Origin of the sequence: Rahnella sp. CFA14(1/10), assembly GCF_004195095.1 — a bacterium.
Taxonomy (GTDB): Bacteria; Pseudomonadota; Gammaproteobacteria; order Enterobacterales; family Enterobacteriaceae; genus Rahnella; species Rahnella perminowiae.
In genome coordinates this window covers 512,924-537,567 of the sequence record NZ_SEWS01000002.1, presented here as the reverse complement: position 1 = coordinate 537,567, position 24,644 = coordinate 512,924, and the positions used below count along the sequence as shown (strand labels likewise).

At 55.3% G+C, this 24,644-nt stretch carries 17 protein-coding genes; 6 read left to right on the top strand and 11 right to left on the bottom strand.

Annotated elements, in window-relative coordinates:
- The first annotated feature begins 41 nt into the window (after positions 1-41).
- From EVX52_RS06010 to EVX52_RS05995, 4 genes are all read left to right on the top strand, one after another.
- Positions 42-1,430, top strand: coding sequence for an MFS transporter (locus tag EVX52_RS06010; RefSeq protein WP_129951058.1), 1,389 nt, complete (start codon positions 42-44; stop codon positions 1,428-1,430).
- Between the two features lie 79 nt (positions 1,431-1,509).
- On the top strand, positions 1,510-3,171 hold the full coding sequence (locus tag EVX52_RS06005; protein WP_129990839.1) for a multidrug ABC transporter permease/ATP-binding protein: 1,662 nt from the start codon (positions 1,510-1,512) through the stop codon (positions 3,169-3,171).
- 25 nt (positions 3,172-3,196) lie between these two features.
- Positions 3,197-4,015: a hypothetical protein gene (locus EVX52_RS06000; RefSeq protein ID WP_129990838.1), complete on the top strand. Its 819-nt coding sequence runs from the start codon at positions 3,197-3,199 to the stop codon at positions 4,013-4,015.
- Positions 4,016-4,124: 109 nt separating this feature from the next.
- Entirely contained in the window at positions 4,125-6,551 is a 2,427-nt protein-coding gene (locus EVX52_RS05995) for a DUF3772 domain-containing protein (RefSeq protein WP_129951061.1), read from the top strand.
- 639 nt (positions 6,552-7,190) lie between these two features.
- On the opposite strand, the gene EVX52_RS05990 is transcribed toward EVX52_RS05995, so the two are convergent.
- The 7 genes from EVX52_RS05990 to EVX52_RS05960 form a co-directional block, all read right to left on the bottom strand.
- Positions 7,191-10,313, bottom strand: coding sequence for an efflux RND transporter permease subunit (locus EVX52_RS05990; protein ID WP_129990837.1), 3,123 nt, complete (start codon positions 10,311-10,313; stop codon positions 7,191-7,193).
- Positions 10,310-11,554, bottom strand: a complete 1,245-nt coding sequence (locus tag EVX52_RS05985; protein ID WP_129990836.1) for an efflux RND transporter periplasmic adaptor subunit — start codon at positions 11,552-11,554, stop codon at positions 10,310-10,312. The genes EVX52_RS05990 and EVX52_RS05985 overlap by 4 nt, the downstream gene beginning before the upstream one ends.
- Entirely contained in the window at positions 11,554-12,807 is a 1,254-nt protein-coding gene (locus EVX52_RS05980) for a TolC family protein (protein ID WP_129990835.1), read from the bottom strand. Before EVX52_RS05980 ends, EVX52_RS05985 begins: the two co-directional genes overlap by 1 nt.
- A 14-nt stretch (positions 12,808-12,821) precedes the next feature.
- Positions 12,822-13,088 (bottom strand): copper-binding protein, encoded by a 267-nt coding sequence (locus EVX52_RS05975; RefSeq protein ID WP_235174085.1) that lies wholly within the window; start codon positions 13,086-13,088, stop codon positions 12,822-12,824.
- 187 nt (positions 13,089-13,275) lie between these two features.
- Positions 13,276-13,695: a hypothetical protein gene (locus EVX52_RS05970; protein ID WP_129990833.1), complete on the bottom strand. Its 420-nt coding sequence runs from the start codon at positions 13,693-13,695 to the stop codon at positions 13,276-13,278.
- A gap of 177 nt (positions 13,696-13,872) precedes the next feature.
- Positions 13,873-14,880, bottom strand: coding sequence for a magnesium/cobalt transporter CorA (gene corA / locus EVX52_RS05965; RefSeq protein ID WP_129951067.1), 1,008 nt, complete (start codon positions 14,878-14,880; stop codon positions 13,873-13,875).
- Between the two features lie 118 nt (positions 14,881-14,998).
- Entirely contained in the window at positions 14,999-15,832 is an 834-nt protein-coding gene (locus EVX52_RS05960; RefSeq protein WP_129951068.1) for an oxidoreductase, read from the bottom strand.
- 163 nt (positions 15,833-15,995) lie between these two features.
- On the opposite strand from EVX52_RS05960, the gene EVX52_RS05955 reads away from it, so the two are divergent.
- On the top strand, positions 15,996-16,937 hold the full coding sequence (locus tag EVX52_RS05955) for an AraC family transcriptional regulator (RefSeq protein ID WP_129951069.1): 942 nt from the start codon (positions 15,996-15,998) through the stop codon (positions 16,935-16,937).
- A 7-nt stretch (positions 16,938-16,944) separates the two neighbouring features.
- On the opposite strand, the gene EVX52_RS05950 is transcribed toward EVX52_RS05955, so the two are convergent.
- The 3 genes from EVX52_RS05950 to EVX52_RS05940 are packed head-to-tail and all read right to left on the bottom strand — an operon-like array spanning position 16,945 to position 21,363.
- Positions 16,945-18,624, bottom strand: a complete 1,680-nt coding sequence (locus tag EVX52_RS05950; RefSeq protein ID WP_129990832.1) for an efflux transporter outer membrane subunit — start codon at positions 18,622-18,624, stop codon at positions 16,945-16,947.
- Positions 18,608-20,176, bottom strand: a complete 1,569-nt coding sequence (locus EVX52_RS05945) for a DHA2 family efflux MFS transporter permease subunit (protein ID WP_129990831.1) — start codon at positions 20,174-20,176, stop codon at positions 18,608-18,610. The genes EVX52_RS05950 and EVX52_RS05945 overlap by 17 nt, the downstream gene beginning before the upstream one ends.
- Positions 20,173-21,363, bottom strand: a complete 1,191-nt coding sequence (locus EVX52_RS05940) for an HlyD family secretion protein (RefSeq protein WP_129951072.1) — start codon at positions 21,361-21,363, stop codon at positions 20,173-20,175. The genes EVX52_RS05945 and EVX52_RS05940 overlap by 4 nt, the downstream gene beginning before the upstream one ends.
- Positions 21,364-21,624: 261 nt before the next feature.
- On the opposite strand from EVX52_RS05940, the gene EVX52_RS05935 reads away from it, so the two are divergent.
- A complete protein-coding gene (locus tag EVX52_RS05935) occupies positions 21,625-22,536 on the top strand; it encodes a cation diffusion facilitator family transporter (RefSeq protein WP_129990830.1) in 912 nt (303 codons plus the stop codon).
- 469 nt (positions 22,537-23,005) lie between these two features.
- On the opposite strand, the gene phoA is transcribed toward EVX52_RS05935, so the two are convergent.
- Positions 23,006-24,430 (bottom strand): alkaline phosphatase, encoded by a 1,425-nt coding sequence (gene phoA / locus EVX52_RS05930; RefSeq protein ID WP_129990829.1) that lies wholly within the window; start codon positions 24,428-24,430, stop codon positions 23,006-23,008.
- Positions 24,431-24,644: the final 214 nt, after the last annotated feature.

Sequence of the window (24,644 nt, the reverse complement as noted above, 5' to 3'; positions counted from 1 at the left end):
ACAAAAAGCAGGGAATGCAATCATAAGTCTGGAGAGAAAACATGACGTCCCCTACAGATGTGTCAGATAACGCAAAGCCGGTCATCCGTGAGTCAGCGGCTGAAGCGGCAAAACCGGGTCATTTCCGTTACGTGGTTCTCGGGATGATTTTTGCCATCACGGTGATTAACTACGCCGACCGTGCCACGCTGTCGATTGCCGGTACCGAAGTCTCGCGGGTGCTGAATCTGGATCCGGTCATGCTCGGCATGGTTTTTTCGGCGTTCGCCTGGGCGTATATGATCGGGCAAATTCCCGGCGGCTGGCTGCTGGATAAATACGGCGCACGGCGGGTGTACGGTTGCAGTCTGGTGTTCTGGTCCGTCTTTACTTTGTTGCAGGGCACGGTGGGCTGGTTCGGGGTCAGCGGGATTTCGGCGGCAATCATGCTGTTTTTCCTGCGCTTCATGCTCGGGCTGGTGGAGTCGCCGGCGTTTCCTGCCAATGCGCGCATCGTCGCCTGCTGGTTCCCGACCAACGAACGCGGCACCGCCACTTCACTGTTTAATTCCGCACAATACATGGCGATCGGCGTGTTTACGCCGATCATGGCGTGGCTGACCCACGCGCTGGGCTGGGAACATGTGTTCCTGTGGATGGGCTGCGTCGGGCTGATTGCCGGGATCCTCTGGTTCGCATTGTACAAAGAGCCACACAGCAGTCCGCACATTAAACCAGCCGAACTCGAACACATCCGCGCCAACGGTGCGCTGGTTGATCTGGAACTGAACCGCCGAGCCTCACGTCAGCGATTCACCTTGCGTGAAGTGATGCAACTCTTCCAGAGCCGGACGCTGTGGGGCATTTATATCGGCCAGTACTGCATCACCTCGATGAGTTACTTCTTTATGACCTGGTTCCCGATTTACCTGATCAAAGGGCGGGGGATGACGGTCATGGAAGCCGGATGGGTGGTGGCGTTACCGGCCATCTGTGGTTTTACAGGCGGTGTACTCGGTGGCGTAATGTCAGATTATATGATCCGCCGCGGTGTCAGCCCGTCGAAAGCGCGTAAAACGCCGTTTGTGCTCGGGATGTTCTTCGCGGCGATGCTGGCCATGGCCAATTTTGTCACCACTGATGCGGCGGTGATTGCGCTGATGACGCTGGCATTTTTCGGCAAAGGCTTATCGGCCATCGGCTGGGCGGTGATGTCGGATACCGCACCGGAGAAAATGATCGGCCTGAGCGGCGGGGTGTTTAACTGCCTGGGCAACGTTGCCGGGATTATTACCCCTGTCGTGATCGGTTATATCGTCGCGGTAACCGGCTCCTTTAACCTCGCGCTGTGGTTTGTCGGTGCGCACGGTTTGCTGGGCATGTTTGGCTATCTGGTGGTTGCCGGCAAGTTCGAGCGCATGGTGATCCGTCAGGATACGCGGGTAAAATGAGAATTGTTCTTGATATGGCAATGCGTGTCATTAAACTGCGTGCAGCATTATTTCCCTGCATTCAGAATGAGAAAAATTCATGGAGTTGTTACGTGTTGTCTTTAAGCAATATCGCTGGCCGTTTTTAGGCGTTATGGCGCTGAGCCTGCTCAGCGCCGTTCTGGGTATCGGGCTGATCGCGTTTATCAATCTCAAGCTGATTGAAACCACACAAGGCTCCCTGAGTGTTCTTCCGCAATTCCTCGGATTACTGCTGCTGCTGATGGCCGTCACGCTGGGCTCACAGCTGGCACTGACTGTGCTGGGTCATCATTTCATTTACCGTCTGCGCGGCCAGTTCATTAAACGTATCCTTGATACTGATATCGAACGCATTGAGCAAATCGGCAATGCGCAACTGCTTGCCAGCCTCGGCAGCGACATCCGTAATATCACGCTGGCGTTTGTGCGCTTACCGGAGCTGGTGCAGGGGATTATTCTGACCCTTGGCTGCGCCGGTTATCTGGCGTGGTTGTCGCCGGAAATGCTGCTGGTGACGGTGATCTGGCTGCTGATCACCATTTTCGGGGGTTTCAAACTGGTATCACATGTTTATCGCCATCTGGCGAAAGTGCGCGATGCTGAAGACAAGCTGCAAAGCGATTATCAGAAAGTGATTGAAGGGCGCAGGGAACTGGCGCTGAACCGCGAGCGCGCCCGTCATTTGTTTGATGATGTGTACCGTAAAGATGCGCAGGAGTACCGGCATCACATTATCCGCGCTGATACCTTCCACCTCAGCGCCGTGAACTGGTCCAATATTATGATGCTTGGCGCGATTGGCCTGGTGTTCTTCATGGCGAACACGCTGGGCTGGTCGGATACCGACGTTGCCGCGACCTATTCCCTGACGCTGTTGTTCCTGCGTACGCCGATGTTACAGGCAGTAGGCGCATTGCCGACGCTGCTCAGCGCGCAGGTGGCTTTCGATAAACTGAAAGCGCTTAAACTGGCAGAGTATAAAGAAGCCTTTACACCTGCCCTGGCCAGCGGAAAATGGCACACCCTTGAACTGCGCGACCTGACGTTCAGTTACGCCGGCAAAGAAGAAGGCGAAGGTTTTGGCGTAGGTCCGCTGAACCTGATACTCACCCGTGGCGAACTGGTGTTCCTGATTGGCGGCAACGGCAGCGGTAAATCGACGATGGCGATGCTGCTGACCGGTTTGTATCAGCCGCGTTCCGGGCAAATCCTGCTTGACGGCGTGCCGGTCACTGCTGAAAACGCCGAACAATACCGGCAGATTTTCTCGGCGGTGTTCACTGATTTCCACCTCTTCGGTCAGTTGCTGGGTCCGCAGGGGCAGAAGCCTGATCCGCTGCTGGTGGAAGACTGGCTGCAACGCCTGAAAATGAAAGAAAAACTTCAGTTCAGCGGCCATGAGGTGACTAACCTGCAACTGTCTGCCGGACAGCGTAAGCGTGTGGCGCTGTTGCTGGCGGCAGCCGAAGGGCGAGATTTCCTGTTGCTCGACGAGTGGGCTGCCGATCAGGATCCGCAGTTCCGCCGTACGTTCTACCGTGAGCTGTTGCCACAATTGCGTGACATGGGTAAAACCGTGCTGGCAATCAGCCATGATGATCACTATTTTGAACACGCCGATCGACTCCTGGAGATGCGACAGGGCAAATTACACGAACTGCACGGACAGGCACGTATTGATGCCAGTCGTGATGCGGTCGCACAGATTGGAAGTCACTAAATTTTTTTACTGAAGGCAATGGAAAATGAACTGGAATGAAGTGATGGTGTGGGGCATCAGTGGCGCAGTGATGGGATCGCTGATTGGCGCATTACACAAAAAAGGCAAAATTGGCCGGGTACCTGCGGTAACCTTATTTCTGGTGCTGATCATCGGTGGCAACCTGTTGTGGGGCGGTGTGATCAAGCCGCGTCTGGCAGGCAACAGCGAAGAGCAGAAAATTGATCAGGCGCTGGCTGCATTGCCGTTGTATAACACCATCAGAATGCAGGAACCGGCCCTGTATGCGCAGATCCGCAGTCATATTCTGACGATGAAGAAAGAAGGAAAACCGCAGCAGGAAGCCATTGATACCGTTAAACCGATGGTGTCAGCGCTGCTCTCGCAGCGTATCAGCCATGCACCGGACGCCAATGTGAACCAGGCGATGCAGGTGAATCTGGAAGAAATGCAGACCCTGCAGGCGCGCAAAGACGGCAGCTGTTTTAAATTTCTTTATCCACAAGTCAGCGGCGGTGTGAACACCGCGCAGGTGCTGCCGCCGGAACTGTTCCGCAAAGATCTCGACACCATGAATGATTTACTGCTGGCAACCGGCAGCGGGCAAACTGCTATGCCAGCACCTGTAAGCACGGAGAAAGTGGTGCAGATGATGGCACCGGTGCGTGAGGCGCTGGCCAGTATGTACGGCGAGCAGTTACAGATGTTCAATGATCTGACCCAGCCGGATGTCGATCGCGAAAAAGTGTGTGAAATCTCTGTCAGCCTCTATTCCGGTATCCTGGCGCTCAGGCCTGCAGAGTCTGCGGCTATACTCAGAATGATGCTAGGTAAAAACAACTAAATCCCAGGCTCTTTTCAGAGAGTTAAACGCTATTTTTCCGGCTGAGAAAGCGTATTCTTAGCCGGATTTTTCAAACAATAATTTCCTGAACTCCCGGAATCATCCTTCTATGCAAAAAATGTTAAGAGTGCCGTTATTGCTGGCATTGTTGTCATGTCTGCTGATAACGCCGGTGCTGAGCCAGGCCGACGAAAGTACAGGCCAGCCCGCCACGGCGGAACAACCGGTTAAAGTTAACGCCACGATTGCGCTGCCGGCATTACAAAAGCGTCTGGATCAGCTTAAACAGCAGGTCTCTTCGGCAAAAACCGATAAGAAATTTACCGGACTGACTGATGCAGCGCAGAAACTGGCCGAAGATGCCGACAAGCTGACGGCCGCGCTGACACCGGAACTGGCGCAGGTACAGGCGCAGCTCGACGTGCTGGGTCCGGCACCTGCGCCGGGTACCATCACTGAAACGCCGCAGGTGATCAGCCAGCGTAATAAGCTCAACAACAGCAAAACGCTGCTGACTACGCAAATTGAGCAGACCAAAGCCATCTCCGTTGGCGCGCAAAACCTGTCTTCGCAAATCGCCGGATTACGTCGCGATGCGCTGAAAACGCAGATTGCGCTCAATACCGGTAGCATTCTCGGTGGCAATTTCTGGACACCGCTCATTACGCCAAACGCTGACGATGCGGCGCGTTTTGATGATTTCGGTTCGCAGGTTAAGGACGCCTGGGCGCAGGCGTGGAGTGATGACTGGCGCATCGGCACCGCGATTTACCTGTTACTGGCGCTGGCGATTGGTCTGGCGGGGCGTCGCGTACTCGACAGACCGATAAACTGGATCCTGCCGCGCTGGTTACCGCAAGGGCGTTTTCGTCGCAGTTTCCTGGCTTGTTTCACTACGCTGAGCACCACGCTGACGCTCGGCATCAGTGTTCAGTTGCTCGGGTATATTTTCACACGTCTGCCGGATACCTCACCGTGGGTGACAGAGTTCGCTGAACAACTGGTCGAGCTGACCTATTTCTCCGCCGTGATCGCAGGCCTGGGCATTGCGTTACTTTCCAACAATCATCCGTCATGGCGTTTGCCGGGCATTGCTGATCCGCTGGCCAAAACACTGGCGTCGTTCCCGATCCTGCTGGCGACCTTTATCTTCCTGTTCGGTATTATTGAACAGCTAAACAATCTGGTCGGTGCCAGCGTTTCGGCAACGTTATTTGGCAACGGGCTGGCGGCGTTACTTGTGGCGCTCAACTGCCTGATCGCGCCGGTGCGTATCAACCGTATGCGTCGCAAGATGAAGGCCGAAGGCGAGCAGACCGAAGCACGCTCCACGCTGGCCGGGCTTATCCACCTGGTAATAAGCCTGACGGCATTTGTCATTCTGATGGCGCTGCTGATTGGCTATATTCCGCTGGCCCGTTTTGTGACCTTTGAACTGCTGTGGATAGGTCTGGTGGTCAGTTGTCTGTATCTGCTGATCCATTTTGTGGTTGACCTGTGCGAAAGCCTGTTTTCACCGACAACACACAGCGGCAAAATCCTGAAAGGCACGCTGAGCGTTAATGACCGTCATCTGTCCCTGGCCGCAACCTTATTCTCGGCAATCGGCAAAACCGCACTGCTGCTGATGGCCGCCGTCGCGCTGCTTAACGGGACTTTCGGGACGACAACCCCGCTGGAACTGCTGGCCAAAATCGTCGATATCTGGGGCGGAAAAGGTCTCGAAAGCATGAACATCATTCCGGCGCATGCGGTCAACGCGGTGCTGTGTCTGGTGATCGGTTGGTATATTTTGCGCTCGGCACGCCGCTGGCTGGATAACGATTTTCTGCCTAAAACCATGATGGATCGTGGTATGCGTGCGTCGCTGGTGACACTGTTCACCAACGTCGGCTACGTGCTGATCATCCTGCTGACGCTGTCGTCGCTGGGCATTGAATGGAATAAACTGGCGTGGATCGTCAGCGCCTTGTCGGTCGGTATCGGTTTTGGTTTACAGGAGATTGTGAAGAACTTTATCTCCGGTCTGATCCTGCTGACCGAGCGTCCGGTAAAAGTCGGGGATTTGATCAGCATCAGCGGTGTGGAAGGGGATATCCGTCGCATCAATGTGCGTGCTACGGAAATTCAGCTCGGTGATAAATCAACGGTGATTGTGCCGAACTCACAGCTGATTTCACAGAACGTACGCAATGCCACCATGGGTAATGCGCAGGGCGTGGCGACCATCACGCTGACGTTCCCGCTGGATATCGACCCTGAACAGGTACGCACCTTATTACTGGAAGCCTACAATCTGCATGAATCCATTCTGGAAGCGCCTGCGCCATCGGTCAGTTTTAAAGAACTCGGCCCGACCGGGATCGTGCTGAGTGTGACCGGCTACGTGAACAGTCCGCGCATGGTCAGCGCTACGCGCAGTGATTTGCTGTACGAAATCCTCAAAATGCTGCGGGCAGCGGGGATCAGTCTGAGTCAGACGCAGACGATGATCCTTGAGAAAACGAATGATCGGGTCGTTCCGGCAGAAGAATGATATGTGTGGGATTACGGTCCCACACGCCGTTTTAACTTCAACTTCAAGGTCGTGGGCGTCGGCCCACACCGACAAAACCTTGGGTTGCCACCCAAACTGGCCTTAAGAGGCGCCTATCGCCGCGCCTCTTAAGAATCTCCGGCTCTTTCACTGCGCGCTCCGCTTGCTGGCTATGTTTCAGGCATCACAGCGATAGCCGCAAAATCCCGCCGCTGCGCGGTTCCCTCCCTTCGGGTTACAACCCGCGTAATAAAGACACGCGGTTTTCCACCTCTCGTCCGGCGTGATTTTGGAACCGGCCTCAGGCTTCTACTTCACAACCTCACTGATTTTGATATGAAAAGCGGATTGGTTTTGAATTTAAGATCGTGCGGGCGATTCAGAAATCTTGCTGAGCGGAGCGGCCTGGAGACCAGAGGCTCCAGGACCGAGAGAAGGCACCGCGTAGCGGCAAGATTTCCAGCCGGTCACTGATGTACCTGAAACATGGCCGACTGCGATAGCGCGCAGTAAAAAAGCGGAGGGAGATCCAAGAGGGAGAAAGCACTTCTCCCTCTTGGGCGGTTTCGGCGCAGCGCGTCAGGTAAGCACCGCACGTGAGAAACCGAAATTTTCTCGATCAGGCCTGCACTGCAAGTGCTAATTCCGCCTCCGATGTATCAGCAAATAAACCGCCGGGATCACCAGCATCGACAGCAGCGGGGCACTCACCATGCCGCCGATCATCGGCGCGGCGATGCGCTGCATCACTTCTGAACCGGTGCCGCTTCCCCACATGATCGGCAGTAAACCCGCCATAATTGTGGCGACGGTCATGGCTTTTGGCCGGACACGCAACACCGCGCCATGATGAATGGCGTCGCACAGTTCTGCCTCACTCATCTCCTCACCGGCTTTCTGCTGGCGCTGCACCGCCTGATTCAGATACAACACCATGATTACCCCGAATTCAGCAGCGACACCGGCCAGGGCGATAAAGCCGACGGCGGCGGCGACCGACAAATTGAAGCTGAGCAGGAACAACAACCAGACGCCGCCGGTCAGGGCAAACGGCAAGGCCGCCATGATCAGCAGCGCGTCACGGACACTGCTGAACGTGACATATAACAGTACGAAGATAATCAGAAGGGTCACCGGCAGCACTATTTTCAGTTTTGCCGTAGCGCGCTCAAGATACTCAAATTGTCCTGACCAGCTGACCGTCACGCCTTCCGGTAATTTTACCTGCTGGTTCACCGCCCGTTGCATGTCGTCGACCGCAGATTTCAAATCGCGTCCGCGCAAGTCAACATAGATCCAGTCAGAAAGACGGGCGTTCTCACTTTTCAGCATCGGCGGACCGTCGGTGACGCTGACCGATGCCAACGCCGACAACGGTACCTGTGCACCGGAGGCTGTCAGCACCGGTAAGTCACGCAGCGCCTGCCCGTTGTCCCGCAGTTCACGCGGATAGCGCAGGTTGATCGGATAACGTTCGCGGCCTTCCAGGGTTTCACCGATATTTTCTCCACCGACCAGTGTCGAGACCAGCGATTGTAGTTCAGCAACCGTGACACCGTAACGTGCAGCTTCGCGCCGGTTGATTGTAATATCGACGTAACGGCCGCCTTCCAGCCTTTCGGCCAGCGCTGAGGTTACACCCGGCACTTTTTTCACGATATGCTCGATCTGCTGAGCAATCTGCTCGATTTGCGCAATATTATTACCGTTCACCTTAATGCCTACGGGGCTTTTGATGCCGGTGGCCAGCATGTCGAGACGGTTGCGGATAGGCGGTACCCAGACATTGGCGATACCCGGTAATTTCACCGCATTGTCGAGCTCCGTCACCAGTTTGTCCGGTGTCATACCCGGCCGCCACTGGTCGCGCGGTTTAAAGCGGATCGTGGTTTCGACCATCGTCAGGGGAGCCGGGTCAGTGGCGCTGTCTGCCCGTCCGGCTTTGCCAAATACACTGGCGACCTCCGGCACTGTTTTGATTAACCGGTCCGTTTGCTGCAACAGCCGCGCCGCTTCCCGGGCTGAAATCCCCGGCAGCGTCGACGGCATATACAGCAGGTCGCCTTCATCGAGCGGCGGCATAAATTCACTGCCCAGTTTTGCCAGCGGATACAGGGACACCAGCAGGAACAGACCGCTGCATAACAGCGTGATTTTCGGGCGTTTCAGCACGGCGGAAAGGGCCGGCTGATAGACAGCGACCAGCCAGCGGTTGAGCGGGCTGGCATTCTCATCAGGAATTTTGCCACGGATAAAATAGCCCATCAGCACCGGTACCAGCGTGATGCCCAGCCCGGCAGACACCGCCATCGCATAAGTTTTGGTGAATGCCAGCGGGGAAAACATCCGGCCCTCCTGTGCTTCCAGCGAAAACACCGGAATAAACGACAGGGTGATGATCAGCAAACTGCAAAACAGCGCCGGACCGACTTCCGTGGCAGCCCGCTCAGACACTTTCCAGTAATCTGCCGGTGCCGGTTGCTGACCGGGATGCTCATGCCGCCACTGTTCCAGTACCTTATGCATATTCTCGATCATCACAATCGCGGCATCGACCATCGCACCGATGGCAATCGCGATGCCGCCCAGTGACATGATATTGGCGCTGACGCCCTGATAATGCATGACGATAAATGCACCGAGAATGCCAAGCGGCAGGGTGATAATGGCCACCAGCGCAGAGCGGAAGTGAAACAGAAACAGCGCGCAAACCACCGCAACTACCACAAACTCTTCCAGTAATTTATGGGATAACGTGTCGATGGCATTTTCGATCAGTGGCTGACGATCGTACACCGGTACAATCTCCACGCCCGCCGGCAATGTGCGGGCGAGAGCATGTAACCGCTGTTTGACCGCTTTCAGGGTTTCCAGTGCGTTTTTACCCGAGCGCATAATAATTACGCCGCCCGCCACCTCGCCTTCACCGTTGAGCTCCGCCACACCGCGCCGCAGTTCCGGGCCGGTACGCACGGTGGCAACATCCGCCAGCAGCACCGGGATCCCGCTGTTAACCGTCACCACCACGTTGTTGAAGTCCTCCGGACTTTTGAGATAGCCGGAGGTGCGGACCATATATTCAGCCTCACCCATTTCCAGCAGTGAACCGCTGCTTTCCTGATTGGCGTTTTGCAACGCGGTCACCAGTTGCTGGTGTGTTACGCCACGGGCGCGCATTCGTTGCGGATCAGCCACTACCTGATACTGACGCACCATGCCACCGATGCTGGCGACCTCAGAGACATCCGGCACCGTTTTCAGATCGTAACGCAGCGTCCAGTCCTGCAGGGCGCGCAGTTGTTCGAGGCTGTGTTTGCCGGTTTTGTCGGTCAGTACATACTCATAAATCCAGCCGACACCGGTCGCATCCGGCCCCAGCGAGGCTTTTGCACCTGCCGGCAGTGAGGACTGCACCTGGCTCAGATATTCCAGCACGCGGGAGCGCGCCCAGTAAGGATCGGTGCCGTCATCGAACAGCACGTAAACATAGGCATCGCCAAACATTGAAAAACCGCGCACGGTTTTCGCACCGGGCACCGACAGCAGGGTAGTGGTCAGCGGGTAGGTCACCTGATCTTCGATGATTTGCGGTGCCTTACCCGGATAACTCACGCGCACAATCACCTGCACGTCAGAGAGATCCGGCAGGGCATCGAGCGGGGCTTTTTGTAATGACCAGATGCCCCATCCCGCCATCATCAGCGCGGCGAGTAACACCAGCAGCCGGTTTTTCAGCGACCAGCGGATCACGGCGGCAATCATAAATCCCCCCCGTGCTGATGCGTGTCTGACAGCGGAGTTTCTGTCGCCGGCAGCGCGCTGCGCAGGCTGGCTTCGGAGTCGATCAGGAACTGTCCTGATGTCACCACCGCCTGGCCTTCATCGAGGCCGGATAGTATTTGTGTCCAGCCATCACGCGTCGCGCCCGTGGTGACCGCTTGCGGGGTGAAATGCCCGTTACCGTCGTCGAGCAGCACGGTATTGCGGCTACCTGTCTGGATCAACGCTTCCTGGGGAATGGCCAGAACCGCAGCCCCGTCACCGACATCCGGCGACAAATTCAGGTACATGCCGGGACGCAGGGTCTCCTGCGGATTCTCCATTATTACGCGGGCTTTCAGTGTCCGGCTGACGGCATCGATATCCGGCAGCAATTCACTGACCGTGCCGTGAAAAACTTCGCCCGGCTGACTGTCGGCGCTGGCCGTGACTTTGCTGCCGATCCGGATCTGGCTGGCGGCGGAAGGCGGATAATCCATCACAATCCATACCTGCTTCAGACTGGTCAGTTCGAACAACGGCTGCGTGGCGCTGACCTGTGCACCTTCACGTACGGCAAGCTGACTGAGATAACCGTCTTCCGGCGCCACGACGTCGATGCGGTTTTGCGGCTGACCGGTTTTATCCACGCGGCGCAAAATGTCTTCCGGCATAAACTGTAAGGCCAGCCGCTGACGGGCGGCGGTGGTCAGGCTGCGGTCGCCAAGCTGACGCACGGCCAGGTATTCCTGCTGCGCGGCGGTCCAGTCGGGGATCCACAACGTGGCCAGTTTCTGGCCCTTTTTCACCCGCTGCTGACTGGCGGCAACGTAAAGTTTTTCGACTAAACCGTTCGCACGCGCGGCGACGGTGCGCAGGCTGCGTTCATCGGCACTGACCGTGCCGTAGACATTCAGCGTGGCGGATAACACCCGGCGTTGCACTTTCTCACTGCGTAATCCCAGATTCTGTTGCTGGCGGGCACTGACCGTCACACCGTCGTTACCGGTGACTTCATCGGCGTAACGTGGCATCAGTTCCATATCCATAAACGGCGATTTACCCGGCTTATCAAAACGCTGGCCGGGTGTCATCGGATCATACCAGTACAGCACTTTGCGCCCGACGGGCGCGGCAGCTGTCTGCGTTGGTTCCGGATGACTGTGGCGGCCGGCGACGTAACCGGCGCTCAGCGAGGCCACGATCGTGATGGTCAGCAGGCTATAAGTTTTAGCATCAGTCATTATTGAATCTCCTGTGGGGCCAGATAACGCAGGGCGACCCAATAACGGGCCACTTCCAGCGCGGCATTACGTTCGGCAATCTGGCTGTCGATCAGGTTACGGCGGGCGTCGAGAACCTCATTCAGGCTGCTTTTCCCGGCGCGATATTGCGCCTGAATCACGCTGATACGCTGCTGTTGCAGCGGGATTACGTCATTTTTTTGCCGCTGCCATAATGTCGTGGCCGCCTGATATTGCGTCAGCAAGCTGGTCAGCTGCGCCTGATGATCGCGTACCCGTTGCGCCAGCCGGTCATTGCTTTCCATTGCCATCGACTGATCGGCGGCGTGATCTTTATCCTGACGTGAGGCGGTAAACAGGGGCAGATCAACGGTAAACATCACACCCGCCAGATCTTCATAGCCGTCAGCGCGGTGGCCGTAATACACTTCCACACCGACGTCGGGCAGTGCCGCAATGGCCGACTGTGAGGATTTCGCCTGCGCCACCTCGGCTTCGCGCCTGGCCTGAATAATTTCAGGATGCTGTTCGACGCTTCCGGCCTGTAACGCCTGCGCCGGAAGTTCGGTGAAAGACGGAATGGCGCCGTTAATTTCAGGCTGACCGATACCTGTCAGCTGACTTAAACGGGTGCGGGCCAGCTGAACATCGCGTCCGGCCTCAGTCAGTTTGTCCTGCATGCTGATAAGTGTCAGGCGTGCGTCCAGCACCGAGGCGGGCAGCGAACTGCCGCCACTGACGCCACCCCGCTGAACACCAATCTGATGCTGACTTTCGTCCACCAGTTTTTGCAATTGCGAGACAGTTTGCCCGCCGATCGCCATCTCCATCCAGGCCAGGGCGGCCTCGCGCTGCAAACGTGCCCGGATACTTTGGCGGGTAGCCGCGACTTCCCGGGACTCCGCCCGCAGCGTGTCCGCTTTGCGCTGACGTTTATCACTGCTGATGTAATCCTGCATGATGCCGATACGTTCCATCGTCATGCCTTCACGGCTAAACCGGTCGGTGTTGCCGCCGCTGACCGGCAGATTTTCGATGCCAAATTTCAGCTTCGGATCCGGCAATTGCATGGCCAAACCGGCGCGGTTATCCAGCGCATCTGCCTGGTGACGGCTGGCAGAAAGCTCGGCGGAATAATCCTGCGCAGCAATCAGTGCCTGCGGCAGGGTAACGGGTGTGGCAAACGCGCTGACGGGCACAAAAGCCAGCAGCCATTGCCACGTCACCCGGTGGTGACGCGGTAAAACAGACATGGTGAATCTCCCGGTCAGCGTTTCAGGGGTGACAGTGTCTGCAACTGATAAGCGGAATCAGTTTTGACAAAGCTAAAGGTGACCGGTGTACCGGCGGGCAGGGAGCGGGCGGCAATTTCTGGCGGCAGACGGAAATTCATGGTCATGGCCGGCCATTTCAGCGCAGGGATGGCGTGATGGGAAATCCCGACACGATCAGATTGCCATTGGGTGATCACGCCTTCGGATTCATATGTCTGCACATTCTGCTGCATCGTCATATGATCATGATCCGTACTCATCGGCATGGACTCTGCGGAGGAATAAAAGGGAATAAAGAAAAGACTAGCGAAAATTAAATTAAAAATTGCACGCATGGGGAATACTCCGATACTGTCATCAGATAAAAATAGCCATTGTTCTGGAAAATAAATGGCAAATAAATTTCATTGAATATTGAGTGCTGGAAAACACTCAGGACAGCAGGGGCTATTCTCTGTATCGGCAGAACTGAACTTCGGCAGGAGGGGGAGTGACCGGAGGGGCAACCCAGTCTGCGGTAGTGACCGCTGTGCTGGCATCGACGGTGATCATGGCTAATGCCGGAAGGACCGGCAGTGCTACCAGCGGCACGGAACCACTGTCAGACGGGGTTCTTTCAGGGATGCAGTGCTTCTCACACAATACGGACTGACTTTGCATATACTCAGGCGAATCAGGCATTTGCATAGTCATGTTATGCGCCATGGGGGTATTTTCCACCGGCGGGCGCATATCGCACTGATGGCTGGCAAGCGCCAGCTGGGAATTGAGAATAAGCCAGCATAACGCGAACAGCAACGCACTGACCCGCTTGCCGGGCAAGCGCAGTGAATGCATAAACTGTGAAATCGCGAAACGGACTGACATGATCAATATTATTTCCGTAAGAAAGATGCGACTGAGTATATAAGGAAATAATGCGAAGAGGAAAGGGCAAACAGAATAAGTCAGGATTAAAATTGTCAGGATAATTAAAGAAGGCGAATAACAACGGGTTCTGTTATTCGCATGTTAATTAACGTGTGGCTTCAGGTAATAATTAACTTACAGCCAGCCTGATTTTTTAAGCTTCCAGTATAGCCACGCACAACCGGCGACAGTGACGCCCAGCGTCAGCGGATATCCCCACCAGTCATCCAGTTCCGGCATGTTTTTGAAGTTCATGCCGTACAGGCTGAAAATCACCGTCGGGATCGCCAGGATCGCGCCCCAGCCCGCCAGCCGCTGCACCACTTCGTTCTGATGCACTGACACCAGTGCCAGATTCACATGCATGGCGTTCGAGAGCATTTCGCGGAGATCATCTGTGGTGCGGATGACCTGATTGGTATGATCCTGCACATCGCGCACATACGCGCGCAGGCTTTTGGGCATCAGCTCCTCAAAGTGATGACTGAGCTGATTACAGATATCTTCCATCGGCACTGCCGCATTGCGCAGCGACAACAGATCCCGCCGCAGGCTATACACCTGCTGCACCGCCTGCTGATTAAAGGTGTTACGGAACATCAGTTTTTCGATGGCAGCAAACTGTTCAGTGTACTGATGCAGAATTTCCAGATAGTTATCAACAATGGAATCGAGCACGCAATACAACGCATAACCCGGTCCTTTATTCATCATTTCAGGGCGTTCTTCCGCATGTTTACGGATCTCTTTGTAACTCGATGATGCGCCATGACGCACGGTGATCAGAAAGTTTTTGCCAAGGAACAGATGTGTTTCGCCGTACTCAATGGTTTCATTCACTTTCTGCGCGGTGTGCGTAACAATAAACAGGGACTCACCGTACTGCTCGATTTTCGGGCGCTGATGCGCCGTCAGCGCGTCTTCAATCGCCAGATCATGCAGGCCGAATTCTTCCTGAATGCTGCGCATATAGGCATCTTCAGGCTGCCATAATCCAAGCCAGACAAAGGTATCGGGCTCTTTCAACACTTCGCTGATGTCTTCGACCGTCACATCCTGTAATCGCTTACCGTCACGGTAAGCCACGCTGTTGATCACTGAATCACAGCTGGGTTTTTTCTCTTCGTTGGAAATGGAGTTCATTGTTTTACCCGATTGTTATTCAGACGAAAATCCTGCCCGCAGGCAGGATGAATTCAGTGTCTGAACAGAATAGCGCAGTCTCCGGGAAATGCGCTGTCGGGATATTTAAAAGAATGTTTCAGCCATCGGTGGACTGGCTTAGCGCTTCCCAGGCATCAATATCGGTATTCATTTGTTGCAGTTTTTCCCTGACAAATTTTACCGCGTCACTGCCGAGTAACAGCGAGGCAGGCGGTGCCGGCGAATTAATCAGTTGTAAAATAGCCCGGGCGGCTTTTTGCGGATCACCTGGCTGGTGGCCGCTGCGTTTTGCCCGGGTTTCACGCACGGGGCCGAAACTGGCGTCGTAATCACTGATCGTGCGCGGCGAGCGTACCATTGAACGTCCTGCCCAGTCAGTGCGGAACGATCCGGGCTGAATGGCCGTGACGGAAATATTGAACGGTTTAAGCTCTTTGCTCAGCGTTTCAGAAATCCCCTGTAAGGCGAACTTGCTGCCACAGTAATAACTGATGCCGGGCAGAGTGATAAAGCCACCCATTGATGTGATATTGAGCACCTGCCCGGCGCGGCGTTGACGGAAATAGGGCAGAAAGGCTTTGATGACGGCCACCGCGCCAAAGACATTCACATCAAACTGATGCCGCGCTTCACTTAACGGTGATTCCTCCATAATGCCTTCATGTCCGTAACCGGCATTGTTAACCAGTACGTCAACGGCACCGATTTCCTGTTCTACGGCAGCGGCCAGCGGGGTGATAGCCTCGAAATCCGTGACATCCAGTACGCGGCCAAAACTGCGGCCAGGGGCCAGCGCCTCGAATTTTTCACAAGCCTGCGCATTACGTAATGTGCCGACCACGCGGTGCCCGGCTTGCAGAGCCTCCTCTGCCAGCGCGCGGCCAAATCCGCTGCTTACACCTGTGATGAATAATAATTTTGACCGGCTCATACACACTCCTCAATAAAAAACGGACTTGTAGCATAGGGCGTGCAACCCCGGAGCTGTAGCCCCGATCCTCTCTGATGTTTGCCTGTTCCTCTGAGTCATCTGGACACGGCGGGTTCTGGGTGCGACACTTTATTCACTTTTTGCCAGGTATTTTCAGGGTGATATGACGCATCTGACGTTGAGTGTGACTGAGCAAATGATCGCGCTTTTGGACCGGCTTACGCCCCGTGAAGGCTACAACCTCACGGCTCTGGCGGATGTGCGTTTTCTGCGTTCCGATCGTCCGCTTTTGCGTACGCCGGTTTTGTATGAGCCGGGGATTGTGATTGTCGTGCAGGGAAGTAAACGCGGTTTTTTAGGCAATAATGTCTATTTGTATGACGCGCAACATTATCTGGCCGTCTCAGTGCCGGTGCCTTTTACGATGGAAACCGACGCCAGCGTCAGCGAACCGATGCTGGCGATTTATCTTCGGCTGGATTTCACGCTGGCGGCAGAACTGATGTTGCAACTGGATGCGTATGACCCGCCACAGGTAGACGCGCCCAAAAGTATGGTGTCGAGTTTAATGGACGAAGCCATGCGGGCGTCAGTCTTGCGATTTTTACAGGTCATGGCGTCTGCGCAGGATGCTGAAATTCTGGGCAGGCCGATGATGCGGGAGCTGTATTATCGCGTGCTGACAGGCGCTCAGGGCGGTACATTGCGCAGTGCGCTGGCCCTGCAGGGGCAATTTGGCAAGGTGATGAAAGCCCTGCGGAAATTGCACGCAGAATACCCCATGCATCTGGATGTAAATGCGCTGGCAAAAGAGGCGGGGATGAGCGTGCCGACGTTTCACAGTCACTTTAAAAGCATTACTGATACATCGCCGATGCAATACCTCAAGTCCACCCGTTTGCATCAGGCCAGATTACTGATGTTGCGTAATAATCTGACCGCCTCAGCAGCCAGCGCGCAGGTGGGTTATGAAAGTGTGTCGCAGTTCAGCCGCGAATTTAAACGCTTATTCGGGCTGACTCCGGTGAGTGAAGTGGCGCGCATGAGGCAGAATTTTTCATTACCTGCCCCGGCCACGCCTTCTGATTTTATCTCTTCGCATTAAGCCGTGATTACGGCGTTACGCCCGCGGTGGTGTTGACTTTTACATCCGGTGTAGCCGCCGGGCCAAACACGGTGTAAGTCGGTAATTCTACATTCTGATAGGGCTCCCAGCCGCCGCCTAACGCTTTATACAGCGAGACCAGATCGGTGCTGGTTTTCACTTTCGCTTCGGCGGATTGCTGATGCGCCTGTGCCAGCTGACGCTGGGCATCAAGCACGTTGATAAAGGTGGAAAGCCCCTGACGGTAGCTGTCGCTGGCCAGATCAAACGCGGTCTGCAACGCTGCCGTAGTCTGCTCAAGTCCGTTGACCTGATCCTGATCGGTGCGGTAACTGACCAGCGCGTTATCCACATCCTGTAGTGCGGTCAGCACGGTCTGGCGATAACTGAGCGCGGCATTAGCCTGTTGCGCACGGGAAAGATGCACGCCGGAAACCAGACGTCCGCCCTGGAAAATCGGCAGGGAAATCTGCGGGCCAAAGGAGTAGAAATGGCTGCTCCAGTTATCGAGATAGCTGGCGTCGGTATTACGCATGCCAAACTGGCCGGTGAGCGAAATACTTGGGAACAACTGCGCGACGGATACACCGATATTTGCGGTTGCCGCATGGAGATCGGCCTCAGCCTGGCGCACGTCAGGACGACGGCGTGCCAGCTGTGAAGGCACACCGACCGGCACCGCAGCGGGCAGGGCTGGCAACGGTTTCGGCGCGGAGAGTTCAGCATCAAGCGAACCCGGCGTCTGGCCGAGCAGGACGGCCAGACCGTTCATTGCCTGACGTTCCTGCGCCTGATATTGCGGCAACTGAGCACGCAGAGAGCCTAACTGTGCGCGGGCATTTTCAACATCAAGCTGCGGTGACAGACCGTTTTGCTGACGGTTTTGCGTCAGGTCTAAGGTTTGCTGCGCCACGTCGATTTGCGTTTCGATAGCGGCTGTCACGCTTTGCGCACCACGCAACTGGAGATAAGTACGGGCAACTTCGGCTTCCAGCGACACTAATGCATCGTTGCGCTGTTCAACGGACGACTGCGTCTGGGCATTCGCGGCTTCGACCTGACGTCTTGTGCCGCCGAACAAATCCAGTTCCCAGCTGGCATCGAAATTGCCCTGATACAAATTCACCGGTCGCGTGGCCGCGCCGATGGCACCGGAAGCTTCCGGACCGAGCTGATCAATCTGCTGCGATGCACCGCTCGAATCGATAATCCCTTTCAGCCCGAGTTGCTGACGCGTCACTTTAGCGCTGCCCTGAACCGACGGTAACCAGGCACCTTCCGCCTGTTTTACCTGTTCACGGGCACCGGCAATGCGCAGCACCGCCTGTTGCAGGGAGATATTACCGGCAATCGCCCGGGTGATCAGACTGTCGAGCTGCGGGTCATTAAACGCTTTCCACCATAACGGATTGGGTTCCGAAGGCAGGGCAATAGACGCGCCATCTTTATCTTTCGGTTGCGTCATGTCGTTATAGGCCGGTGGCGTTACCGGGTTTGGCTTCTGATAATCAGGGCCAACGGAGCATGCAGCTAATACCAGCGTTAATGTCGAGAGTGTCAGGAAACGGGTGCCTGTATTTAAAACCCTCTCCCGGCCTCTCCCTTCGCAGGAGGAGCAGGGCGGCATCATTGATGGCTGATTTCTCAGAGTAGAGCTTTTCTTGTTCAACTTAATGTGCTCCGGCATTACCTTCGCTCTTAACCGGCGAAAGCAGGAAACAAAATGGGATCAAAATAACGGCGACGATGGCGCAGTAACCGAACACGTCGATATAGGCCAGAATGCGCGATTGTGAAATCATTTCCTGATACATCCGCGCAGTCGCCAGTTGTATCGGGTCGCCGGCGATGTGGGCAAAATCACGGATCGCCGCCGCGCTTTTACTGACTGCCTGATTAAACTGCTCATCGAGCGGTGACATGTTGTGCACCATGTGCGCACTGTGCGCCTGAGTACGTTCGGTGACACCGGCTGTTGCCAGCGAGATGCCGATCGAGCCGGCGACGTTACGGAACATGGTAAACAGCGCGGCAGCATCAGCGTTCATCTTTTGCGGGATCGTAATAAACGCAATGGTGGTCAGCGGCACAAACAGGAAACCGAGCCCTATCGACTGCGCACTGCGGAAAAGCACCAGTGTTTCAAAATCCACATCCGGGGTCAGCGTGGCCGAATAAATAAACGAAGCCGCCAGCAGGAAGAAACCGAAGGCAATGATGTAACGCGTCTGCACCACGGGCATCAGCTTGAGCACCAGCGGGATCGACAGCACGATCAGCACCGCGCCGGGCGACATCACCAGCCCAGAGAGCGTGGCAGTGTAACCCAGTTGCTGTTGTGCCAGTTGCGGGATCACCACCGAACTGCCATACAAAATCATCGCCATTCCGGCCATCAGCAAACCGGCGACCGCAAAGTTTTTATCCTTAAGACAACGCAGATCCACCACCGGCTTTTTGGCGTAAAGCAGCCAGTAAACTGCGCCGACAATCCCGGTGACCGCCAGTACGGCAAAGGTGACAATGAAACCGGACTGGAACCAGTCGTCGTCCTCGCCACGGTCCATCATCACCTGTAAGCAACCCAGACCCAGCGCAATCAGCCCGATACCAATGTAATCAATACTGAGTTTCCCCTTGGCTTTACGTTCCCACGGCGGGTCTTCCAGCAGCTGATAAATCGCCAGTAACGCGATGATCCCCACCGGAATGTTGATCAGGAATACCCAGCGCCAGCTGAAGTTATCAGTGATGTAACCGCCGAGCGTCGGGCCAACTACCGGCGCAACAATGATGGCAATCGAGGATAGGCCAAACGCCTTGCCCCGGTCTTCCGGTTTAAAGTAATCGAGCAATACCGATTGCTGAATCGGTTGCAAACCCCCACCGAAAAAGCCCTGCAGGATGCGGAATAAGATCATCTGCCAAAGTTCAGTGGCGACCCCGCACAGGAAGGAGCAGACGGTGAACATGCCGATACATATCAGGAAGTACGTTTTGCGGCCCATCACACGGCTGAGAAACGCTGAAATCGGCAGCACGATACCGTTCGCGACCAGATAGGACGTCAGGACCCAGGTCGATTCGTCATAACTGGAAGACAGCGAACCGGCGACGTGCGGCAGCGCCACGTTAACGATGGTGGTGTCCAGGATTTCCATGAACACCGCGATGGTCACGACGGCGGCGACTGCCCATGGATTAGCCTTGGGTTTCCAGTAGCTGCGATCTTCATTCATTCGACGGTCACCGTCGGTTCAACAGACAGCCCCAGTGGCAGGTGGTGATTTTCATCCAGTCCGCTGTCGATGATGATTTTCACCGGCACGCGCTGAACGATTTTCACGTAGTTTCCGGTGGCATTTTCAGCCGGGAAGGCCGAGAAGCGTGAGCCGGTGCCTTGCTGAATACTGTCAACGTGACCATGAAGTTTGATGTCCGGGAAGGCATCGACGGTGATTTCCACTTTGTTACCCGGGCGCATGCGTTCGAGCTGCGATTCTTTATAGTTCGCGGCAATCCAGATATCTTTCGACACCACTGAGAACAGCGAGGTCCCGGCCTGCACCAGCGTGCCGAGCTGCACATTACGCTTGGTAACGTAACCGTCGAACGGGGCGCGTACCTGTGCATATGACAGATTCAGCGTCGCCGTTTCCAGCTGGGCTTTCGCCTGTTCAACCTGTTGCTGGCGGGCTTCGACGTTGGTTTCTGCCTGACGAATATTCAGCTGGACCTGCGCGGCCACCTGCACCTGCGCTTTGGCATTTTCCAGATCAGCGGTCGCAGACCGTACCTGCGCATTGGACGTATCGATATTTTGTTGGGTGGTGGCACGAGGATCGACGCCGCGCTGACGGCGGAAATCGGCGGTGGCATTAAGCAAATTGGCTTCCGCGCGCGTCTGCTGGGCTTTTGCCTGAGCAAGCTGCGCCGGATATTGCACTTTCGCCAGATCGTACTGCGCCTGCGCCTGATGTAACTGCGCGATGGCCAGACCCAGTTGCGCCTGTGCCTGATCGCGCTGCGCGGTGGCGTCACGCGGATCGATTTCCACCAGCAAATCGCCTTTTTTAACAAACTGGTTATCTTTCACGGCAAGACTGGTGACATAACCGGCAATTTTCGGGGCGATGGTCACGGCATCACCTTCGGTAAAGGCATCATCAGTACTGACCTGATCTTTTGTCATCAGCCACCAGACCAGTGCCACAACCACCATGATGACCACGACAATCCCGAGGATGATTAGCGGCTTCTTGCCGGGGCCTTTACGCTTTTCATCGTTATCCTGCTTGCCGTCATCAGGTTTTTTCTGGTCTTTGGGTGCCTGCGTGTGACCTTCTCCAGATTTTACCTGGCTGGAATCGAGTTCAGTGTTTGCGTCATCGGACGCGGAAGGCTGTGCTTTGTTATCGTTTGTCATAGTGCTCTTCTGATTATTGGCGGCCGCGCGCCTGAACAAAGAAATCTTGTCTTAAGCTAGAACGTATTGATGTAAATGCAAGTAAATCCATGTCAATTAACCTTAGTGAAGGCACAAAGATCCAAACCATAGGGAACGTCTTAAAAGTGGGAAATGGGTTATAATGCCGGGCTGGCATTGGTTTTTTAAAATAAGTAGTTCTCTGCTTCAGGAAATTCGTGTGAAAGATTCCCAACAACAACTGCTCCTGTGGGGCAAACCATGACCCGTCCTGCACCGTCTTATAAAGGGCTGACACGTATTGCCTCGCTGGTGTCGCTGTGTGTCGCATTAATCCTGGTTTGCGTCAAAGTTTGGGCATGGGCCGCCACCGGCTCGATTGCGCTGCTGACTTCTGCGGCCGACGGTCTGGTGGATGTGCTGGCCTCAATGGTGACGCTGATTGGTGTGCGTTATGCCGGACGTCCGGCCGATAAAGGCCATCGTTACGGACACGGCAAAGCCGAAGCCGTGGCGGCGTTTGTGCAGGCGCTGTTACTGGGTGGCGCGGGGCTGGTGCTCGGCGGGGAATCCATCGGGCGGATCATTAATCCCGAACCGCTGGCGCAACTTGGTCTGGGCATCTGGGTGATTATCGGCAGTTCCCTGGCCGCGACCGGCCTGGTGCTGATGCAAACCTATGTGGTGAAACGCACCGGTTCAACGGCCATCGCTGCTGACCGCGCGCACTACATCACAGATGTGGCTGTGAATATCGCTGTATTGCTGGCGCTGATTTTCGAACGTTACTTTGGCTGGACGCGTTCCGACTCCATCGGCGCGCTGTTGATTTCCTTCTACATGCTCTGGAACGCGCGTGGTATGGCGGCCGATGCCTTAACTCAGTTGCTGGACAGGGAGCTGAGTGCTGACGATCGTAAACGCGTTAAAGCGGCAGTATTAAGTGTGGAAGGTGTGCGTGGCGTGCATGACATCCGCACCCGCAACGGCGGTGACCGTGTGTTTGTCGAGTTCCACCTTGAGGTGGATGGCAATCTGACGGTGGATATCGGACACGATATTGGTGATGCTGCTGAAATGGCGGTCAGTAAATTATTCAAGTCAGCGGATGTGACAGCGCATCTGGAGCCGGACGGGATTGATGACGACAGACTGGATAATATCCTGAGCTGATTGCTTCAAATTCAAGGTCGTGGGCGTCGGCCCACCCCGACCAGAGACCCGGTAACGCGCGGGCCTTTGGACTCCGCGCTTTTTAACTGCGCGCTGCCGCTGGAGGCTATGTTTCAGATAGGTGTGTGATAGCCGCAAAATCCCGCCGCTGCGCGGTGCCCTTCGTTCGGGTTACAACCCGCGCAAACAGATGCGCGGTTTTCCACCTTTCCCTCCGGCGGTATTTTGGAACCGGGTGATACCTGAAACATAGCCAGCGAGTGGAAGCGCTTGTTGAAAAAGCGAAGGGAGATCCAAGAGGGAAAAAGCACTTTTCCCTCTTGGGCGGTTTCGGCGCAGCGCGTTAAGTGAGCATCGCACGTAAGAAACCGAAAGTTTCTCGATCAGGCGTTCAGTGCAACTGAGAAACCAAAACTTACCCAATCCGGTTTCGAAGGGTTCCAAAGGGACATCTCCCTTTGAAAAACTATCACTTAATCGCCATGGCATCCCGCATCGTATAGAACAAATCCGTCTGGTCGGTCAGACCGACCACATTCGCTGCATGCGGCCCGAACGCGGCGATACGCAGTTGTGTCCCGGTGTGCCCCTGTGAATCCTCTTCTGAGTTGCCGTAACTGATAGTCATCGGCGCACCGTCTTTGGTGGTCAGTGTTTGCGTCAGGCCGGGCGCTTTGGCATCGGTTTCGATAATCTGGCTGGAATGGGCATGATCGGCGGTGACGATAACCAGCGTGTTGCCGTCCTGTCGGGCGAACGCCAGCGCTTTTTGCACCGCTTCATCCAGATCCACTGTTTCCCCGAACTGGCCGCACGGATTAGCGGCGTGATCTTGTTTATCAATCGATGCGCCTTCAACCTGCAGGAAGAAACCGTTCTGATTCGTTTTCAGCAAGTCGATGGCTTTTTCAGTCATAACGGCCAGCGTCGGGATGTCGGCAGTGCGTTGCGGATTGGCTTCACAGGTAACAGCCGGTTTATCAATGTTGCCGTGATAAGTGGCCTTCGGACCCTGCCAGCGTACCGGCATGTTGCCCTCGGAGAACAGGCCAAGAACCGGTTTCTTCTGGTCTGCCTGCGTGACAGCACTGAGCTGCTCCGCGTTTTCCACCCACACGTAACCCTGTGCCAGTGCCTGATCTTTCAGGGATTTACCCTGGAACTCACCGGCTTTAGCCAACTGGCTGAAAGATTTTCTGCCGCCGCCCAGCGTGACGTCTGCGCGGGTTTGCAATAACTGTTCGGTGATCGAACCACGTCCGCCGTTTTCCAGCCCGTTGCTGGCACATTTCTCCGCCGTTTCTTCCGGACCGTAGCACTTACGTGAGGTTACGTGGGCGATTTGCGCAGCAGGGGTTGCATCCTGCAATTCGGCAGTGGAGACGTTGCCGGTGGCCTTGCCTGCGGCTTTGGCGATCTCAAGAATAGTCTGGTGATCTTTACCGTTAACATCTACACCAATCGCGCCGTTATAGCTTTTAACACCTGTCGCCCAGGCGGTGGCGGATGCTGCAGAATCGGTCACGTAACTCGGTTTCTGCGTTTTCTTATCCAGAGAATAATGGGTGTACTGACCGGTCAGCGGCAGGGCATCGATACCTTTAAAATAGCCGCCGGCACCTTCTGCATAGTTGCGGGCGGAGGTGATTTCAGAATCCCCCATACCGTCGCCAATCAGTAAAATCACGTTTTTCACCGTTTTGTCTGAAAGTGACGCTTTCAGCGCGGCGGTCTGGTCACCGCTCAGGCGACGCGCGCCACCCGGTTCTGTCAGCACACCTTTTGCTGCGCGGTCAGTCAGCGAGTCAGTTTCAGTGGCGAGGACAGTGGCAGAGGTGGAAAGCAGCAGGGCGGCAGTCACGGCGCGGGCCACAAGAGATACGGATTGTTGCATTGTCAAAACTCCTTTTCATAAACCATCGGAAATAAAAATACACATATAGATATTTTTTGTTACCGAAAGGTTAAGTCAGAGTTGTGACATTTTAATGACAGTGATGGAGGGGATGTTGCTTTACTCCTTCCCTTCGCAGGGGAGGGAGTTATCCGTAGTCTCCTTTTGCGTTTGCAAAAAAAAAGCCCCGATGAACGGAGCTTTTTCACTAAAA

What these genes read in the sequence shown, in the direction of transcription:
- EVX52_RS05955 (WP_129951069.1), top strand. Translation starts at nt 15,996, where the DNA reads ATGACGCATCTGACGTTGAGTGTGACTGAGCAAATGATCGCGCTTTTG.
- EVX52_RS05960 (WP_129951068.1), bottom strand. Translation starts at nt 15,832, where the DNA reads ATGAGCCGGTCAAAATTATTATTCATCACAGGTGTAAGCAGCGGATTT.
- EVX52_RS05995 (WP_129951061.1), top strand. Translation starts at nt 4,125, where the DNA reads ATGCAAAAAATGTTAAGAGTGCCGTTATTGCTGGCATTGTTGTCATGT.
- phoA (WP_129990829.1), bottom strand. Translation starts at nt 24,430, where the DNA reads ATGCAACAATCCGTATCTCTTGTGGCCCGCGCCGTGACTGCCGCCCTG.
- corA (WP_129951067.1), bottom strand. Translation starts at nt 14,880, where the DNA reads ATGAACTCCATTTCCAACGAAGAGAAAAAACCCAGCTGTGATTCAGTG.
- EVX52_RS06005 (WP_129990839.1), top strand. Translation starts at nt 1,510, where the DNA reads ATGGAGTTGTTACGTGTTGTCTTTAAGCAATATCGCTGGCCGTTTTTA.
- EVX52_RS05990 (WP_129990837.1), bottom strand. Translation starts at nt 10,313, where the DNA reads ATGATTGCCGCCGTGATCCGCTGGTCGCTGAAAAACCGGCTGCTGGTG.
- EVX52_RS05935 (WP_129990830.1), top strand. Translation starts at nt 21,625, where the DNA reads ATGACCCGTCCTGCACCGTCTTATAAAGGGCTGACACGTATTGCCTCG.
- EVX52_RS05985 (WP_129990836.1), bottom strand. Translation starts at nt 11,554, where the DNA reads ATGACTGATGCTAAAACTTATAGCCTGCTGACCATCACGATCGTGGCC.
- EVX52_RS05970 (WP_129990833.1), bottom strand. Translation starts at nt 13,695, where the DNA reads ATGTCAGTCCGTTTCGCGATTTCACAGTTTATGCATTCACTGCGCTTG.
- EVX52_RS05945 (WP_129990831.1), bottom strand. Translation starts at nt 20,176, where the DNA reads ATGAATGAAGATCGCAGCTACTGGAAACCCAAGGCTAATCCATGGGCA.
- EVX52_RS05980 (WP_129990835.1), bottom strand. Translation starts at nt 12,807, where the DNA reads ATGTCTGTTTTACCGCGTCACCACCGGGTGACGTGGCAATGGCTGCTG.
- EVX52_RS05975 (WP_235174085.1), bottom strand. Translation starts at nt 13,088, where the DNA reads ATGAGTACGGATCATGATCATATGACGATGCAGCAGAATGTGCAGACA.
- EVX52_RS06010 (WP_129951058.1), top strand. Translation starts at nt 42, where the DNA reads ATGACGTCCCCTACAGATGTGTCAGATAACGCAAAGCCGGTCATCCGT.
- EVX52_RS05940 (WP_129951072.1), bottom strand. Translation starts at nt 21,363, where the DNA reads ATGACAAACGATAACAAAGCACAGCCTTCCGCGTCCGATGACGCAAAC.
- EVX52_RS06000 (WP_129990838.1), top strand. Translation starts at nt 3,197, where the DNA reads ATGAACTGGAATGAAGTGATGGTGTGGGGCATCAGTGGCGCAGTGATG.
- EVX52_RS05950 (WP_129990832.1), bottom strand. Translation starts at nt 18,624, where the DNA reads ATGCCGGAGCACATTAAGTTGAACAAGAAAAGCTCTACTCTGAGAAAT.